18 protein-coding genes are annotated in these 16,656 nt (G+C 63.1%); all 18 read right to left on the bottom strand.

The window, feature by feature from the left end:
• Positions 1-6 precede the first annotated feature (6 nt).
• Positions 7-666, bottom strand: a complete 660-nt coding sequence (locus tag ABEA23_RS04465; protein WP_345476870.1) for a LysM peptidoglycan-binding domain-containing protein — start codon at positions 664-666, stop codon at positions 7-9.
• The gene (locus ABEA23_RS04460; protein ID WP_345476869.1) at positions 666-4,136 is read right to left on the bottom strand and encodes a tape measure protein; all 3,471 of its coding nucleotides are present in this window, start codon (positions 4,134-4,136) and stop codon (positions 666-668) included. The genes ABEA23_RS04465 and ABEA23_RS04460 overlap by 1 nt, the downstream gene beginning before the upstream one ends.
• A gap of 260 nt (positions 4,137-4,396) precedes the next feature.
• Positions 4,397-4,945, bottom strand: a complete 549-nt coding sequence (locus ABEA23_RS04455) for a hypothetical protein (protein WP_345476868.1) — start codon at positions 4,943-4,945, stop codon at positions 4,397-4,399.
• A 192-nt stretch (positions 4,946-5,137) separates the two neighbouring features.
• Positions 5,138-5,542, bottom strand: a complete 405-nt coding sequence (locus tag ABEA23_RS04450) for a hypothetical protein (RefSeq protein WP_345476867.1) — start codon at positions 5,540-5,542, stop codon at positions 5,138-5,140.
• Between the two features lie 20 nt (positions 5,543-5,562).
• A complete protein-coding gene (locus ABEA23_RS04445; RefSeq protein WP_345476866.1) occupies positions 5,563-7,035 on the bottom strand; it encodes a hypothetical protein in 1,473 nt (490 codons plus the stop codon).
• Positions 7,036-7,040: 5 nt separating this feature from the next.
• Positions 7,041-7,445, bottom strand: coding sequence for a hypothetical protein (locus ABEA23_RS04440; protein ID WP_345476865.1), 405 nt, complete (start codon positions 7,443-7,445; stop codon positions 7,041-7,043).
• A 58-nt stretch (positions 7,446-7,503) separates the two neighbouring features.
• Positions 7,504-8,091, bottom strand: coding sequence for a hypothetical protein (locus tag ABEA23_RS04435; RefSeq protein ID WP_345476864.1), 588 nt, complete (start codon positions 8,089-8,091; stop codon positions 7,504-7,506).
• A complete protein-coding gene (locus ABEA23_RS04430; RefSeq protein ID WP_345476863.1) occupies positions 8,088-8,561 on the bottom strand; it encodes a phage virion morphogenesis family protein in 474 nt (157 codons plus the stop codon). The genes ABEA23_RS04435 and ABEA23_RS04430 overlap by 4 nt, the downstream gene beginning before the upstream one ends.
• An 11-nt stretch (positions 8,562-8,572) precedes the next feature.
• Positions 8,573-9,085, bottom strand: coding sequence for a hypothetical protein (locus tag ABEA23_RS04425; RefSeq protein WP_345476862.1), 513 nt, complete (start codon positions 9,083-9,085; stop codon positions 8,573-8,575).
• A 7-nt stretch (positions 9,086-9,092) separates the two neighbouring features.
• Positions 9,093-9,656, bottom strand: a complete 564-nt coding sequence (locus ABEA23_RS04420; protein WP_345476861.1) for a hypothetical protein — start codon at positions 9,654-9,656, stop codon at positions 9,093-9,095.
• Positions 9,657-9,671: 15 nt separating this feature from the next.
• Positions 9,672-10,556 carry a phage major capsid protein gene (locus tag ABEA23_RS04415; protein ID WP_345476860.1) on the bottom strand — a complete coding sequence of 295 codons (885 nt, stop codon included), beginning with the start codon at positions 10,554-10,556 and terminating at the stop codon, positions 9,672-9,674.
• Between the two features lie 38 nt (positions 10,557-10,594).
• On the bottom strand, positions 10,595-10,993 hold the full coding sequence (locus ABEA23_RS04410; RefSeq protein WP_345476859.1) for a capsid cement protein: 399 nt from the start codon (positions 10,991-10,993) through the stop codon (positions 10,595-10,597).
• Positions 10,993-12,489 carry a phage protease gene (locus tag ABEA23_RS04405; RefSeq protein WP_345476858.1) on the bottom strand — a complete coding sequence of 499 codons (1,497 nt, stop codon included), beginning with the start codon at positions 12,487-12,489 and terminating at the stop codon, positions 10,993-10,995. The genes ABEA23_RS04410 and ABEA23_RS04405 overlap by 1 nt, the downstream gene beginning before the upstream one ends.
• A 95-nt stretch (positions 12,490-12,584) precedes the next feature.
• A complete protein-coding gene (locus ABEA23_RS04400; protein WP_345476857.1) occupies positions 12,585-13,481 on the bottom strand; it encodes a structural protein in 897 nt (298 codons plus the stop codon).
• Between the two features lie 3 nt (positions 13,482-13,484).
• The gene (locus ABEA23_RS04395) at positions 13,485-14,942 is read right to left on the bottom strand and encodes a phage portal protein family protein (protein WP_345476856.1); all 1,458 of its coding nucleotides are present in this window, start codon (positions 14,940-14,942) and stop codon (positions 13,485-13,487) included.
• Between the two features lie 71 nt (positions 14,943-15,013).
• Positions 15,014-15,346, bottom strand: coding sequence for a PH domain-containing protein (locus ABEA23_RS04390; RefSeq protein ID WP_345476855.1), 333 nt, complete (start codon positions 15,344-15,346; stop codon positions 15,014-15,016).
• Positions 15,347-15,468: 122 nt separating this feature from the next.
• Positions 15,469-15,672 carry a hypothetical protein gene (locus ABEA23_RS04385; RefSeq protein WP_345476854.1) on the bottom strand — a complete coding sequence of 68 codons (204 nt, stop codon included), beginning with the start codon at positions 15,670-15,672 and terminating at the stop codon, positions 15,469-15,471.
• A gap of 235 nt (positions 15,673-15,907) precedes the next feature.
• Positions 15,908-16,654 carry a phage antirepressor KilAC domain-containing protein gene (locus ABEA23_RS04380; protein WP_345476853.1) on the bottom strand — a complete coding sequence of 249 codons (747 nt, stop codon included), beginning with the start codon at positions 16,652-16,654 and terminating at the stop codon, positions 15,908-15,910.
• Positions 16,655-16,656 lie beyond the last annotated feature (2 nt).

Genomic DNA, 16,656 nt, shown 5'->3' with positions numbered 1-16,656 from the left:
AGGCTCCTAGCGTGGCGGAAGACGGAATTTCTGGCCGGGATAGATGAGGTTGGGATTCTTGATCTGGCTGCGGTTGAGGTTGAAGATTTCTGGCCAGCGCATGGCGTTGCCCAGTTTCCGCAGAGCGATCAGGCTGAGGCTGTCCCCAGACTTCACCGTGTACGTGGACCCTACTGGCTGGCGGGCAGGCGGTTTACGGCGCGGCGGCGGTGTCCGCGAGAGCTTCACCTCCGCGTCTACCAGCTCGACCAACTGCCAGTGCAAGGTCACCCGGGACATCCGGTTATCGGGGGTTAGCTGCTCAACGTCAACGTTGAAGCTCTCTACTAGCCACCAGCCCGCGAAGACCGAGGGCATATTGGTGAAGCGGACAGCGACACCGCGAGCTGGGGCACGCCGGAGCCGGTTCAGTTGCAGGTCTACGCTCCGGTGCCAGTCGGTATATCCCAGTCTGGTAGAGAACCCGATCTGCCGTGCCTGCTGGCCTGCCACCCTGGTGAGTGGCTTACGGCCAGACCGCGGGGTCCGCTCCACCTCAGCGTTGTCGCCGCGAAGGGTGAAGCTGTTGGGCACCACAGCCAAGGGCAGACTGGCACTACCGTCGCGGAACTGCGCGGTCACCTGGCGCGTATTGGTGCGCCCGTTGATGATTCTCAGCCGGGGCATCAGTAGCTCTTTCGTGCGAGGTCGTTCATGTACTCCTCCAACTCGGCCCGGATGCGCTCGGCAGTGTCCTCCGGGTCTTCCCCGGGCTGGACCATCACACTGATCTGGATGGCACCGGACTGGATAGTGATGTTCTGGGAAACCCCGGTCTCATTCGCTCGTCCCTGCACGAGGTAGACGACATCTGAATCAAAGTTGACCGGAGCGGTGCGCGGCTCGTAGTTGCCGGAGAGCGCCCCGCCACCGGAGAAGGCCATCAGGCCAAGGTCCGCGGGGTCGCTGACAGCTCCAGACCGGACAGACGGGCCCGCGCCGGCTGGGCGGCCACCACTGTAGGCCCGGTTCATGGCCATGATGTTCTGATGCCCAATGGCTGACGCCAGCTCTGGCACCAGGACCGCCTCACCTGGGGACAGGATGGCCGGAACCGTGTCACGCCCGGGCGCGTACCCAGGGACACTGCCACCTCCAGCGAAGGCCATAGGCGCACCGACGACGCCGCCACCAGCCAGGGCGTGGGTGACCACGACGCCGCCGCCTGCGAAGCCAAGAATGCCGCCACCGGCGAAGCCCAGGAACCCGCCAATGGTGCTCATGACCCCGCTGGCTTTATCCGCCAGCCCGGAGAAGAACCCGGTGACGGTCTCGACGGCCCCAGAGACCGCATCAAGCGCACCAGTCAGGGCACCGCTCAGGAAGTCAGCCAGTCCACCGAGGGCATCAAAGAGGCCCTCAATGATGGGCATCATGCCCTCCATCGCCCCGGCCAGGATTCCGCCAAGGACCGAGGCCACCAGCTCAATGACCGGGATCAGCGGCTGAAGAACCGCCAGCATGAACTCGGTAAAAGCGATGATCAGCGGAAGCACAGCCCCCAGCACCGTCAGCAGAAGGCTCACCAGGGACGGCAGAACAGGCAACAGGGCACCAAGTAGCTGCATGGCCAAGGTCAGGACCACCTCAATCAGCGGCATGAAGGCCACCACGAGCTGGAGAACCACATCGATGATCAGCGTCAGCAGCGACATCAGCGGCGGGAGAATCGGCAGCAGGGCAGCCAGAATCTGAACGGCCAGCTCCGCCACCATCTCAACGACGGGCATCAGCGCCTCAAAGAGCATCAAGGCCACATCCACCAGCACCAGCAGAAGCTCTGAGAGCGGCTGAATGGCAGGTGTCAGGCCCTCGATCAGCACCGCTGCAAGCTCAACGACGGTCTCCACCACCGGCATCAGTGCCTCCACCAGGGTGAGCACAATCTCAGCGGCAGCCTCGAACAGAGCCGTCACTACTGGCAGGAGTGGAAGCAGTGCAGTCAACAGAGTGATGGCTAGCTCAGCCACCGTTTCAATCACAGGCAGTAGCGCCTCTACAAGGCCGACGAATACCGGGGCCAGGGCGAGCACAATGTCACCCACGGTTCCCAGGACCGCAGAGACGATGGGTAGCAGGCCAACCAAGACGTCAGCGACCAGGGTCACCACTTCAGCGATGATGGGTGCGAGCATCGCCAGCACCTCAGAGAAGACCCCTAGCAGTTGGGCCAACACAGGGGCGAAGGCGGTTACCAGTTCAGCGACCAGCCCCAGAACCACCACCAGGACGGGGGCCAGCGCTGCACCAACGTCCATGAAGGCGGCTGCCATGATCGGCGCAACCTCCTGGACCGCTCCCAGGAGGGACGTGAAGGCATCCGAGAAGGCCGGGCCTAGCTCTGCGCCAGCGGACACCAGCCCCTGGATGATCCCCGCGATTGGGGATAGCTGGAGGAAGCCGCTGATCATTTCAGACAGGCCGCCACCGGAGAAATTCAGATCAAACCCGAAGGCATCGGCAAGGGCTTCAACTACCCCAACCCCGTCCTCCATCGCGTCACGGACCCCTGCCATCCGATCCGAGAAGCCATCCAGCCACTCAGAAGCATTGGCAAGAGCTGGGACCAGTACCCCCGCGATCACAGACCCTGCGGCCTTAAAGAGCGGGTTGACAGAGGAGATAGCGCTACGCAGCGACTGGAAGAACGTCACCATGGGGCCGCCCTCACCGAAGAGAGGGGACACCAGGGATTCACCCAGGCGGCGCACCTGGGTCAGGACATTACTGAAGGCTCCACGAGTAGTCTCACCGGCGGCCTGGGCGGCCCCCTGAATCATCTCGATACCAGCGGCGGCCTCCAGGAACGCGGCACTGGTGATCTTTCCGCCACTGGCAGCGTCACGCATCTCATCTACGGACATGCCCAGCGCGTTAGCGATCTGGGATAGTGGCACGCCGGCCTCAGCCATGCGCTGAAGCTCACCGCCGGTCAGCTTTCCGCTTGACAGGACATTCTGGAAAATCGAGGACATCTGCTCCAGCGGCACCTGGGCATGGGCCGCGAAGTCTGCGATAGTCCCAATCGTGTCTGGGATCGAATCAATTTCCAGGTCCATGCCGTAGAGCGTGGAAGCCAGTTTGAAGCCCTCAGGGTTAGCGAAGACCGTCCCGTCGAACGCTTGATCTACGCCGTCCATCAGGAACTCGACTTCGGAGGGCTCTAGACCCATGCGGCCCATCTGGACTGTGGCGTCCTCGGTGGCCATTGCGCGCCCAATACCGCCGTGAAGGGCCAGCCCGGACACTGCGGCGACCAGACCGCCACCGATCACCCCGACTAGGGTTGTGGCTTTCTGAACAGCCGAACCTAGGGCAGACGTGATGTTCCCAACGATGGAAGCCCCCGCGCTCACAGCGGAGCTTGCGATCCCAGCGACACCGGACGCCAGCCGCCCAGCGGGCCCCATAGCCCGCGAGAACCCAGAGCCGATGCTGCTAACCGCGCTAGTGGCCTTCCGCGCGTACCCACCAAGAGAGCCCAGTAAGCCGGTGGATTCCCGGGCGGCAAAATTAGCGTTCTCGAAGCCCGCAGTGAAGGTTCTCACCCCGGCAGTGCTGGCCGATAGGGACCGGCTCACAAAACCACCAAGGGAACCCATCCGCCCGGCGAAGCTAGTCACCGCACGGTCCGCATTACGGAACCCAAAAGTGAAGTTCTTAACAGGCCGCACTGCCCCGGAGAAGGTGCGAGACATGGCACCACCAAGAGTGCCCATTCGGCCTGTCAGGGCAGATGCCGCAGCCTGCGAGCTGCGAAGCCCTGAGATGAAGTTTCCCGTAGACCTGGCGCTGTTGCGCGCCATCCGGGTGACGATGTTGTCGCTGGCTTTCACCTGCTGGTAGACGCTCTTTATCGCGCTACCGGCCCGGGGCATCCCCTGGGTGAAAGTTCTAGTGAGGTTCTGGGCTGCCCGGCCCATGAAGGCGAGGGCGTTACCGCTCCCCCGGGATGCGCTTTCAACCCCGCGCTGGGACTTCCGGGCGGCCTTCTCTACGTCCTCAGCGGCCCGGCGGGCTTTCTTGGACAGATCAGAGAGGGGTGCAGAGGCTTCGTCCCGCAGTTCCGCAGTCAGGACTACGCGTTCCTCAGCCATCCGTCACCCCTCTCCGGGCTGTCGCTCTCACCGGCGGCGACCCCGTGAGGGTTTACGTGCTGGTCGCCGGTGAGCTTGTGCTTTCTTCTTCTGTTCTTCCTGCTGTTTCTTTGCCTGTTCGTTCAGGTGCAGGGCGGCGCCTAGCCTGGCTGCCTTCCGGTTCAGGTCCGTTTCTTCCAGCACGATCACTGGGTCAATCTCCAAGGTCTTGGCGATGTTGACGGCGGCCCTGAAAGCCGGACTGGTGACGAAATGCTGGGCTAGGCGTTCTTGGGGTCCACGATGGCGGCGTCCTCGTTAAATCCGGCCTGCTTGTAGAGGTCGTTGGCCAGGCTGATGGTGTAGCCGTCGCCTAGGAATTTCCGGACCGCATCCAGGGCCGTGAACACGCGGAACATCTCCAGGAACTCCTCAGAGCGGAAGGTGATGGGATCACCCTTCTGGTCGGTGACGAGCTGCCCGCGCCGGTAAATACCGGTGTTGCGCTCCACCAGTGGCATTCCGGCGATCTTCGCCAGGTCAGCCTGGGAAGCGTCCTTCTTGCCGTTCTTGGTGCCCGCGTTCTGGTAGCGCTTGTAGTCGTCGGTGGAGATGTTGTTGGTGAATTCGACTTCCCAACCTTCGCGGTCCTTCACCTCGTAGCGGATCGTGCGGGTGATGTCCCGCTGCGCTTCCCGGCCAAGTTCCTCCAGGAGGCTGGGGCCGGCCTGCGCTGCCGTGTCTTCCTCGGAGTAGGTGGAGTGGACCGGCGCCGGTGTGGCCACGCGGGGGTCGTTTTCTTCCACGGCTCCGTAGGTGTTGATAGCCATATGTTTCAGGGCTCCTCAGTCAATGTCTCGGTGTCTCGGTACACCCCTCTTGGGGTGATGCGCTCAGAGTGACTGGGCTGGTAGACGCAGTGGGGGACGCACCCTCTCCAGGCCACTGGTGAGAGTGCGTCCCCTTCTATGTGCCGCCCCCGAGACCACGGACGGCGGCTTAGGTTCCCCGTGTGGGGAGGATCAGGCAGAGCCGACAGTGGCGAACGTCAGCGTCAGGTCTGCGGGGTCAGCAGAGCTTGCGTCTGTCTCCGGCGGGGTGATGCCGATGAGCAGTACGCCGTCATAGACCTCGGGCTTTCCTACTGCCACCATGTCCGCGTCCAGCGGCTGCTTGGTGATGGTGGTGCGGTGGCGGCCTACGCGCTTCTTCAGGCGGCGAATCCACGGCTCGTCCACCACCGGGTCATAGGTGCGGACCACTTCAATGTCCTCATGGGTTGCTGGGCCAGGCAGCAGGTCCGGAGTCGTGGAGCCGCCGGAGTAATCGCGGGTGTATTCAGCAGTAGCACCGCCACCGCTCATAGCCCGCCAAGTGCCCGGGATGTTGTCGATGCGGATCAGGAAGAGGTTCTGGGTAGATTTCATGGCTGAGGGGTTCCCTTCGGTCAGAAGCTCTCAGTGAGCGGGACTTTGACGATTTCGACGTGGATGTCCGCAGCGGTCGGGCTCAGCCGGACCCCAATGTCCACCCGCACGCTGTTCTCCGCAGAGAGAGAGGCGGGGTTGTTGGCGGCGTTGACGGCGACGCTGTAGCCGGGGTCTTCCTCTTCGCCGTCCACCACGCGGGCGTAGACACCGCCAGCGCGCGCGATAGGCGCCAGGATGGCCTCCACCGCGCCCTCGACCCGGGACAGGAGATAGCCGCGTCCGTCGATGGTCTCGAACAGCAGTGGCTCCAGTGCCTCAGAGACCTGGACGGAGAGGTTGTTGAGGAAGTCGCGGGAAGAGAGGTCTTTGAACTCTTCCTGCACGGTGAGGGAACGCCAGTTGTAGAGGCGCACGCGGTTGCCGGTGGTGACGATGCCGTTGACACGGCCAGCGGAGAGGCGCAGGTTCGCCTCAGTGCTGACGGGGGTGTGGGTGCCGATGATCCAGCGGGCGCGGGATGCGTCACCTGCTGCGCGCTGCCAGATTCCGGTGTCACGGAAGGCCCGGGCGCGAGCTGCTGCCACATAGCCCTCAGGGCTGATGGTGCGGGTGCTGGACCCGTCCGGGATCACGATGTGCGGGTAGAACAGGCCGCCGTACTCCTGGGAGGTGCTGAAGGTGCTGGCGAGCTGGATAATCTCCGGGATCGAGGCATCACGGTGACCTGCCAGAGCAGCGATCTTGTTGGAGCGTGCCGCGTAATCCAGAAGCTCCTGGCCGATGAGGTTGGCGGTGTAGCCGGGGACAGCGACCATGCCGCCCTGCCCCTGTCCCTTGGCCTCGTCCAGGGCCTGGATAATCCGCTCAGTGGTGACGTTGGCGCGGTCGTCATCGCCTCCGTAGAACTCGAATTCGCCCAGCGGGAGGCTCTGCTCGGCATTTGCTCCCCCGGTGTCAAGGACGCGGACCACGGAGGTAGAGCGGGCCTTGTCCACCAGGTCCGGAACGTTCACCACGTCGCGGAAGACCGCGATCAGCTCGTCACGGTCGTAGACGTGGACCAGCGCGCCATCCGCGTTCTCCGGCTGGGTGATTTCTACCCGCCACTGATTGGCGAAGGCTCCGGGCTGGGTAGCCTCGAAGCGGGCCATGCTGATGGTCTCGCCGGGCTCCTCTTCCGATCCTTCGGTGGTGAACTGGATATCAGCAGATGCGGCTTGTGAGCCCTCACCGACGACGCGCGAAACGATCAGCTCAGAGCCCTCTTCCTCAAAGAAGGTCCGCGCGGTGTCGAACAGGGCAGATGCGTAGCTGGTGCGCTCACCAAAGGCCTGTGCGTACTCGCCCAGGTTCCGCACAGAGACGGCTTCAGTGACGGGGCCGCGCTGGGTAATGCCAGCGACGTGAAGGACACCGGCGGGGGCGCCGGTGTTGGTAGGGCCGGAGCGTGCGCTGGTATCAACGCGTACGCCGATGTGCTCTGCAACCATTGGGGTTACTCCTCTTCCTGGGCGGGGTCGTTTGCGGTGAACTCGGTAATGAGGGCTTGGATGTCGCTACGGCCCAGGCCGGCCACCTCACTGGCGGGGATGCCGATGGCTACGGCGTAGTCAGCCCAGACCTCCGTGCCTGCGTTGCCAGGGGGAGCCTGAAGCTCCTGCGGCTCATTGGTGGCGGTCTCTTCCGGCTCCGTTGGCTCCTCCGGCTCGGATTCCTCCAGTTCGGATTCCGCCGACTCAATGGGGCCCCAGGCGATGAGCTGGCCGGACTCCACCAGGCCGTAAGTGGTGGGGTCTTCCAGGTCGCCTACAGCGGAGGTATGGCCGGCGATCTGGTGACCGGCAGAGGTGTAGACAACCTCGTAGGGGCCAGGGTTGTGGACGCGCTGTAGATCGGTCATGCGGCCAGATTCGGGGGCCAGACATGCCGGTTGGGGGACGGTGCCCTGCGAGAGCTTTTTAGGGCTCCCCGATCAGCGCCGGATGAATCGCCACAGTGCCAGGACCGCGCGAGGGCTGGGCGGCAGGGACTCGCTCCTGGGAATGCACATCTATGAGCGTGTGAGACTCCAGAAGGATTTTTCCGCCTTCATCTGCACCCATGAATTCCTCACGCATCGTCAGCGGGTGGAAAATAGCTTGCTCGGCGCGCTCTTTGTCCCGCCAGATCGTGCGGTTCCGCATCAAGAGCAGCCGCAGCGTGTCTAGGAGGTTCCGCCGGGCCTCTTCGGTGAGTCCGTAGTCGGTTCCCATAACGTGCTGGGTGATCCGCAACCGGTAGGCCCAAGAGAACTCGTCATATTCTGCGGAAACCTCGGTCTGCCGGGTTGTGGCCCGCACATCGGTGTTCTCCAAGGTGACCATGATGGACGGGTAACGGTTGAGCGCGATGACATCCACCCAGGTGGGGTGAATATCCCGAGAGTTGGGGACCACCACGGACCCGACAGGTATGCCCTTCATCTGCTCCAGGAGCCGCGCGGTGGGCTCCAGCTCCCGGCGTAGGAGCTTCACCAGGTGCTCAACAATGTCTCTGTTGCCGATCACGCTGGGACTCCTTCAACAATGAACTTATGGAGGACGCTGGACATTTGCTTATTCATGCTGCGCGGCGGCTTCCCTATGAGCGTGCGGGTGGGGTTATTGCCCATCCCGTGCTGGTGGTAACGGGCACGGTCTAGAGCGGTTCCAACGATCATTCGCTGGCTACTGATGTGCTCTACGCCGAAGGGCCGCTCTGTGAGGTCTGCGCGCAACTGCCCGTCCCGGACCATGATTGGCTTTCCCGGGTGGGTGCGGGCCTTGGCTGCGGCGTACTGCGGAGACAAGGGCTTCCAGAGGCCCCCGTAGTAGCCACCGGTCCTGTCGAACTGCTGCCGCTGTGCCTTCCCGAAGATGTCCGCCATTTCTTCAAATGCCGGCTGGGCGTTGCGGATGCGGTTGGCGAAGCGCTCCAGGGTGAGGCTGTAGGGGGTCATCCCTGCCCCGGAGAACCGGAGCACTGCGCCTGAGAGCATTCGGGGGCTCCTTAGTAGCGGGTGTGGAAGTCGTCGGGGAACGCCGGGGGCGGGAAGCCGCCAGCGGCGCTGAGGGAGCTGCCGGTGTCTTCCGTGTCGGCTTCTGCTAACAGCTCCTCCAGCGTGGAGACAAGGCCGTCCAGCCCCTCCCGGTAACGGGTCCAGAGCACTTCCCCATAGCTGACCTGGGAGTTAGTGCTGGCGCGTGCCGGGTAGTGTGCGTCCACCACGTAGGCGGCAGCTCCTACCGCAATGACGGACTGGGCCGCGGTCTCCAGGCGGGTCCGGGCCTCTTCTCCTAGCCTGGTGCGGCGGTTCAGACGCACATCTACCGATGCGGCAACGTCTTTAATCCACTGGATGATGTCGGAGTCCTTGATGCTCCGGGTGACCCCAGCGGCAGGGCTGTATACGTTGTCTGCCTGGTAGGTGGCGTTGGTGTCTACATGAGCCGCGAGGGCGAGCACCTGGGTTTTTGTGACTCCCCAGGTGCCCGCCTCGGACTGCTCAGTGGCGTTTGCCATCGGGCCCCTATTCGGCCAGCTTCAGGAGCTTGAAGCGCACGCCGCGTTCCACCAGCTCAGCAGAACCCTTAATGGTCTGCCCCTTGGTGGCCCAGCCGGGGCGACCGTCCTTGTAGGTGAATTGGAAGAGGTCCACCAGGACGATGCCCTGAGCGTCGCCGGTGCCGGAGTCGATTACCTCACCGGTCTGCTTCACCTTCGGCGCTTGTGGCTCCGGGGTGGCGGCGTTGACCGGCTTGGCAGCCTGGACACCTGCGGCGATGTTGGCCAGCCGCTCTGCGCGAGACAACTGCTCCCCATCTTCCGGGGTCTCCGTGTCGGTGTCGCCGGCGGGGGCGGTGTCGCCAGTGCTCTCAGCGGTTGCACCCTCATGGGTGGCCTGCTGTTCGGCACCGGCTTCCGCCCCCGCCGGATCACCTGGCTGGAGGTTGGCCACGAACTCCTTGATTTCGTCGCGCCCTAGGCCCGCCAGGTCTTCATCCGTTGCGCCCAGCGCCTTGGCGTAATCCGCCCAGATGTTGGTTGCAGCGTTCCCTGCCGGGGCCTTCGGGGTTTCAGCGTTCTCAGCCACTCAGATCACTACTCCTCAGGCGGTGAAGCCGGTAATGCGGGTGATGGACTTGGGATCGGTGATGATCGGGACCATGGAGCGCCAGCCCTGGAGGACGCGCACCTGGCGGCCCGGCAGGTCGTAGCTGTAGGTCTGGACGCCGCCCTCTTCATCACGCACGGAGCCGGAGACACCGCGCTGAGCCAGGTAGATTTCGCCCTGGCTTACCCGGTTGGAGGTGATCCACTCCAGGCCGACAAGGCCGTCCAGGGAGGGGTTCAGAACCGGGTTGTCCGCCCGGGACTCACGCGGCAACTGCTTGCGCACACGCTCCTGGCCCAGCAGGTAGCGGTGTGCATCGTTCGGGTTGATGATGGCGGTGTCAGCCTCATAGCCCAGATCGTTGTCATTGATCTGAGAAATAGCGGCGTAGAGGTTGCCAATCGGGTCAGCGGACTCCTCCAGCCAGCCCGCGGAAACACCGTAGGTGTTGATGTGCGGGTTGGCAGTGATGGCGTTGACGCAGACAGCGTTGACGCGCTTGATGACCAGCCGCTGAAGCAGGCGCATCTTCTTCTGGAGAATGTCCCGCTCGTTGCGTCGGATGGCCTCGAAAGTAAGCTCCACCGCGCCACCGAACTTCTGCACCTTCGCGGTGCGGGGTGCGATCTGCTCCCCGTCTACGATGGGGAACTCACCGCCGGGGGCGATTGCACCGACTTCGCGGGAACCTTCCTCAGGGAGGCCGGTCACCTCGTCGTAGACAACGGCGCCGTTATTGGCTGGCCCCTGTCCCAGCAGGTAGTCCGCGATGGTCTGCCCGCGGGTGAGGTTGTCCAGAATGCGCCGGACCTCGGTGGGGTTGTTGATGAAGTCCTCGACCGTGGGGGCCTGGACCTGCTCCGGGGGGTAAACAGACATTGTGCTTTGTGCCTTTCCAGGTAGGTGTGCGGTCGGGGTTACTTCAGGAGGACGTTGACCGTGCCGCCCTCAGCGGCGTTAGTCAGCGCCACACCAAGGCGGATGAACGGGCCCTCAGCGTTCGCGGCGTCGGCGGGCAGAGCCACGCCATCGGCACCGGCGATCACGTCAGTGCCAGCGGTGATGTCGTCACCGGCCTCCACGGGGACGGCACCAGCGACATGGACATGGACGTAGGAGTCGTAGCCACCTGCGACCTTGTCGTGTGCGGTCACACCGATGGCGCGGCCATTGGGCTCCGCGTAGTTGATGCGGGGGTTCTCGTTGGAACCGCCAGGGACGGCGTTGACGAACCGGCGGCCCCGAAGATCAGCGGCGGGCGCACCGGTGATGTCCTGGCCAGGCTTGAAATAAGGGATTGAGATGTTGCGGGGCATTACTGAGCGCCTTCCTTATCGGTGGGGATGTTGAACCAGCCGTCGTAGACCTTGGCGACGTTCTGGTCATGGATGGCGGCGCCGTCATGGGCGGGCTTCGCCTTTGCAGACCCCAGCTCTGCGTGGGCCAGGGCCGGGTTTGCGGGGAGAGAGTCCAGCAGTTCAGAAGTGCCCTGCTCGTCCTTCTTGAAGGAGCCGCGCCACTTGCCTTCGGCTTCGGGGCTGATCTTCCCGGCGCTGAGCGCGGCGTGGATCACCTCGTCCTCACGGGCCTGCCGCTTTTCCTCGCGCAGCTCTGCGACCTCAGCGCGGGTCTGAGACAGCTCAGACTGCATCTGGGAGAATGCGGACTTGGTGACGGGGATAATCTCCTCAGGCAGGCCACCGTTCTTGCTGGCTGCGACCTGCTCCGGCTTCTCCTGGGCCTCAGGCTGCCCCTGAGACTCATCGGGTGTGGGGGCCTCAGAAGTGTCCGCCTCAGCCTGGGAGTCCAGTGCGGCGTACACCTCTTCCTCGGTGGCGTCCTCACCCAGGCCAAGCGTCCGGCGGAGCACCTTCAGCCGGTTCTCATTGAGAGCCATCTCGCCCTCTCCTTCGTTGTCGGGGGTTTCCGCCACCGGGCTGGCGGCGCTGAGGCCAGATTCGTTTTCCGCGTGGCCCAGTTGGGGGACGGTGGCTTCGGGCGCATTTACTGGCTCGAAGGTGTGCCGAACCGTGACCTCTACGGGGTCGCCGGCCCATGTCGCTGTGCCGTCGCTGGCGATGGAGTAGGGCCGCTGATAGGTACGGGAGGGCCAGGCATCGTCTTCGTAGAAGGCGTGTGTGTCGGTCCAGTCGATGAGCCAGAAACGGGCGTATTCGCCCTCAGCGTTGATGGACCGCACTGCCTGGCGCAGAGCCTGGTCCAGGGTCTGCTGTGTATGGCCACCGGGCAGGGAGAAAGCCGAAGGGGCAGAGAGAGCGGTGCGGCGGCCTGAGAATCGCAGCCGCGCGCCCTTCTGCTTGGCCCGAGCAGCGAACTCGGAATGAACATCAGCCAGCCCCTGGACCGCCGGGGCAGAGGCCCCCAGGAGCGCCAGGCCCGTGAGGACTGCGGGGAACAGGTGCATGGTCGTGCCGGTCTCGTCCCGCAGCTCTACGTCAAAGTCCACCTCTACAGACCGCTGCGGGTAGGCACTCTTCTGCTTGGCCGCCAGGCTCTTAGGCGCGTTCACCCAGTCCCCCAGGAGGGTGTACTGGCCGTTGCCGTCGTCCCGGACGCGCAAGTTGTCGATCTGCCCATAGACCGGTTCGCCATCCCAGTCCGGATTCTCAAAGCGGGGATCTGTGTGGCCGATCTTCACCACGGCCAGCGGCAGGAGCTTGCTGGCCCAGGCCTTCACGATGTTTTCCAGGACGTCCAGGGTGATGCTGACTTCACCGGTGGAGGCGTCCCAGGTGCCGGTTTTCAGCAGCTCGATGCCGCTGATGGTCACGTATTCCTCTTCATCTGCCATGGGCTCAGGCTGAAGAAGTGAGAGACCCAGTTGGGGGACGAGGGCATAGAAAAGGCCCGCCACCAGATCGGTGACGGGCCTGAAGGTTGTAGCGCTTACGTTTCGTTGTAGAGGAACACCAGTGTGCCGCGGCAGCGGGCCCCGCCCTTGCAGTTCAAAAACTGGCCATGAGGATAGTCAGCGCGGGCATCGGCCAGGGTGGCGTAGTCTTTGCCGTCCACATCTGCGCAGTGCTCACAGACCCTGCCGTCCATGATTTCTGAGGCCCAGATTTCATCCGGCTCCAGCACCTCGGCGGAGTCGATGCGGCCCCGCCCGCCGGTCTGGTTGATGGCTTGGTTGGCCTCGTCCCTAGTGCCGTCCACCTTGATGGTGTCGAAGACCTGTTCCATGCGTCCGGGCTCGATGGCTGGCTCTAGGAGCACTGCGGGCCGCGTCAGTTCGGCCTCCACCTTGGTGGTGATTCGTCGCCAGGGGTGTGAAGCCACAGCCAGCGCCTGAGGTAGAAGCACCTCCGGTGTCAGCTCCAAGGGCTGGATTGGGGCCCGGCCCTGCGCCACCGCCTCCTGGATGGTCAGCACACTCACGGCGGTGTAGACACCGGCTAGGACTGTGGCAATCTGACCAGCGGCGGCCTGCTCGGTGGCAGCTATGGCCGGCGGCTGATTCGTGACGACGTGGTGAATGAGTTGCTGGGCCTCTGCTGGGGTGATAGTTGCACGCGCCTCCCCGAAGACCTCCAGCATCAGCAGTCGGCGGGATTCCCCGTGCAGGTCACCTATCAGAGCCTCCAGTTGAGCCAAAGCACCGTCCAGGATGTCCTCATGATCTGCGAACCGGACCTGAGACCGAAGCTCCACGGGGGTCAGGGGCCGGGCTGCTTTCTTGGGCGCGAGCCCCTGAGCTTGCTGCTGTTCAATCAGCTCCTGGTCCCCTTCAGCTTCTAGGGCGAGCAGTAGAGCCAGGAGCTGCTTCTGCGCAGGTGTAGGCATGGCTCAGCTCTCCTGGGCAGTTCGACGCTGGCGGCGTTGCCGGCGCTGTTGGGCTACTCTCTCCGCCAGTGCGTCCAGAGTCTCCTGGAACTCTTCATCATCGTCCTCTGTGCCCTCACCCGCCGGGGGCGCGGGGATGGTAGATAACTTCGGATAATCCGGGGTCTCGGGGGTGCCGGGGGTACGCGGTCGGCTGGTCTCGGAGTCTTTTTCGGGCAGTCCGTACCGGGTGCGGGTGAAGGCCTCCAGCTTGTCGTCAGGCTCAATGATGCCTGCACCGACGAGACGCGCCAGGCCATCCACCGCAATGCCTCGGTTAGCTTTCAGGTCGCCAGCGGACAGCTCCGGGTAGGCCTCATCTTCCCCGAAGTTCCAGACCACCAGGTCACGGATGATGTGTTCTGTAGCGGTCTCCGCGATGTTGTCAGCCAGGGACTGGAGGCTATCCATGAAGATGTCCAGGAACGTCTCCCCCAGGCTGCGGGCCCCGTTCTCATGCCCCAGGTCTAGGAAGTTCGCCAGGGCTGACCGGGCTATCTCCTGGTCGTGGTACTTGATGCGTGGAATGAGGTCTACGGTGGTGCCCTTGACCCCTAACATTTCAATGTCCCAGTCCTTGGGGATGGCACCACCAGACGTAGCCCCGGCTCTCATCTGCTGGGCGAAGGACTCAGCGCGGGATTTCTCCGCCCTGTCGCCGTACTTGACCACGGGGATGCCCATGCCATTGCGCTCAGCGACCTGAGCGTCAATCTTCAGTAGCACGTCTTTGATGAGCCAGTTCTTATATGCCTGCCGAAGGATGCTGAACCCGGTCCAGTCCGCGCCTTCCTTCTCGTTGACGTACATGACGAGCCGGTCCACGGTGATTTCTACCGGCTCGGTGCCGTCTACAGGCATCTGGCTGATGCTCTTCAGCCCGCCGTCACGCTCTGTTGTGATGCGCTTAATGGTCGCCGGTGGGCGCGGTGCCAGCTTCCGCAGGTGCCAAATCTTGCGGTCCCCCATATCCGCCTGCTCAGAGGTCGGGTCTCCAAGCTCATAGACCTGCTCGAAGCACGCGAAGCCAGCCCACAGCATGGTCCGCACCGCCTCAGGCAGATGAGCGGCCCATTTGACCCCGTTGCGGCGGCGGCGCCCTTGACGGCCCTCTCCTGGCTTCGGGAGTCCCAGCTCAGTGCGGACCAGCTCCACTACTTCGGGCCGCACTCCCTCAGTCTGAAGGTGCCAGTGAGCTTTATTGATAGGCAGGGTGATGGCCTTGATGACGCTACCGGCGTGGGAGTCCTGCCGGCGGAATCGGTCGTAGACGGCCACAGACTGCGGGAACTTCAACTCAAAGTTGGTCTCTAGCGGCGCAACAGCGTAGGTGCCGCGCGGCGTGCCAGCGGCCCCATGGGGGTACAGGTTGGGCGTGATGCCGCCGGGCTGACCTAGTTCTCTATGGGGTGCGCCTGTCATATGCCACAGGCTCGTCCCCCCGGGGGTCTCGGTGGGGGACGAGCCTGTGGTGGCTTGTTTTGTTCCCTGTGTTACTGGATTTCGTTGACCAGTTGCCGGAGGGTGTTTGCTGCTTCGCCGGGGTTCTTGATGTATTTAAGTTCTTCGGTGCCGGAGGTGGTGTGAACGGTAAGTGTTCCGCCTTTGAAGGGACTTTCCGTGGCTGTGATGTTCTGCACCTTGCTCATGTCGATGTTGACGTAGCTCTTGGCGACGCGGCCGCTCTTTTGGGTGATACTGGTGCCGCTTACCGTGGTCTTCACACTGTTCCATTTGACCCAGATGAGCAGTGTGGGGATGAAGAAAAGTATCCAGCTCCATGCAAGGGACCAAAGCACAGGGCGGGCGTCCTTTTTGATTTTCATTTGAGTGTCCTTTCAAGGCGGTGCGTGACGCTCCTACCTTATCGGGAGTCCCCTCAGCGGCATTGTTTTGGGGCTCGTACCGCTGAGGGGTCCGCGTGGGTGGTGCCGGTGGTTGAGTGTGGCTATTGCTGCTGAGCTGTCATGTCGTCGCACCATTGGAAGATGGCGACGGCGGCCATCGTTTCTAGGAATATGGTGTCGTCTCCTAGGCGGTGGCGTTCCCTCAGGGTTTCGTTACTGAGTTGCTCGTAGGCTTGCTTGTCGATCCAGACTGTGAGCCCGAACTGGTCGTCACGTTGCTGGATCGTGTCCACATTGAGGCTCATATAACGGCCTCCTGCACATTGGGTAGTTGTTGCCGGGATATGACCACTCGGGTGAGGTAGTTGGATATGGCCTCTTGGGCGATTATCTCTGGCTCAATGCGCAGCCAATTGTCATCTGAGCGGCGGGCAGCTTCGGATATAAGTGTGTTGTACTCGTAGGTTGGGAGCAGTAGGCGCAGTTCTATCAGATTTCGGTTGATCTTCGGGGTTTTCTTTTTCCTGAAGATGCGCATGATTAGACCTCTTCCAACGTGGGCTGGAGTGGAGCAGGCGCCTGGAGACCAAGTTTGCGGCGGATGAAATCAATGCCGGCAGGCTGAACCCGGGTGGTGTAGCTGGTCCCCCGGCTGCCGTCTCGGCGCTCGAATTCGTAGCTGGTGATGCGGAAGTACTTCACGTACTCGGAGTAGGGAGTGTTGCGCATGTGCCCCTTGGGGATCATCACGCCGGCGTTGCGGAGCATGTCCCAGAGTTTGGCCTGGGAGAGGCCGAACATTTTGCCTACGGTGCCGATGCTGTAGGTGCCGTCTCCGTCTAGGAACGCGTCGTAGGCCTCAGCTTTGGGGGTCAGTGCTTGGTTCTCGGCTTTGAGCTGTGCGACTTTCGCGGTGGTGATTTCTAGGGCGCGGGCCACAATCTCGTCCGGGGTAAGCTCCCGGCGCTCTGCTGTGCGGAGGGTCTGCGCCATCCGGTAGAACTCATCAACCAACCGAATTTTGAACTGCCTCACGGTGTCGTTGTTCCGGGCGTAGGTCAGGAGCAGTGTGGCTTGGTGTTCGTTCAGGAACGCCACGCGCCGGTTCTGGTCGCCGCCGGGGGTCTCAAAGGTTTCGATTTCAAATCTGACCCTTCCGAACCGCTCAAAGTCGGCCCGGTACTTGTCCAAGTTCTTCAGGACAGAGTTGTGGTCTACGTCCAGGCCTTCGGCCACGATGAGGGAGGTCGTAAGAAGTTCGCCGTGTTCTTGGGTGACCAGGTTCATGC

This window comes from Nesterenkonia rhizosphaerae (genome assembly GCF_039544555.1).
In the GTDB taxonomy this organism is placed as follows: Bacteria; Actinomycetota; Actinomycetes; order Actinomycetales; family Micrococcaceae; genus Nesterenkonia; species Nesterenkonia rhizosphaerae.
The sequence above is the reverse complement of the archived record's forward strand: the minus strand, read 5'-3'. Positions and strand labels throughout refer to the sequence as shown.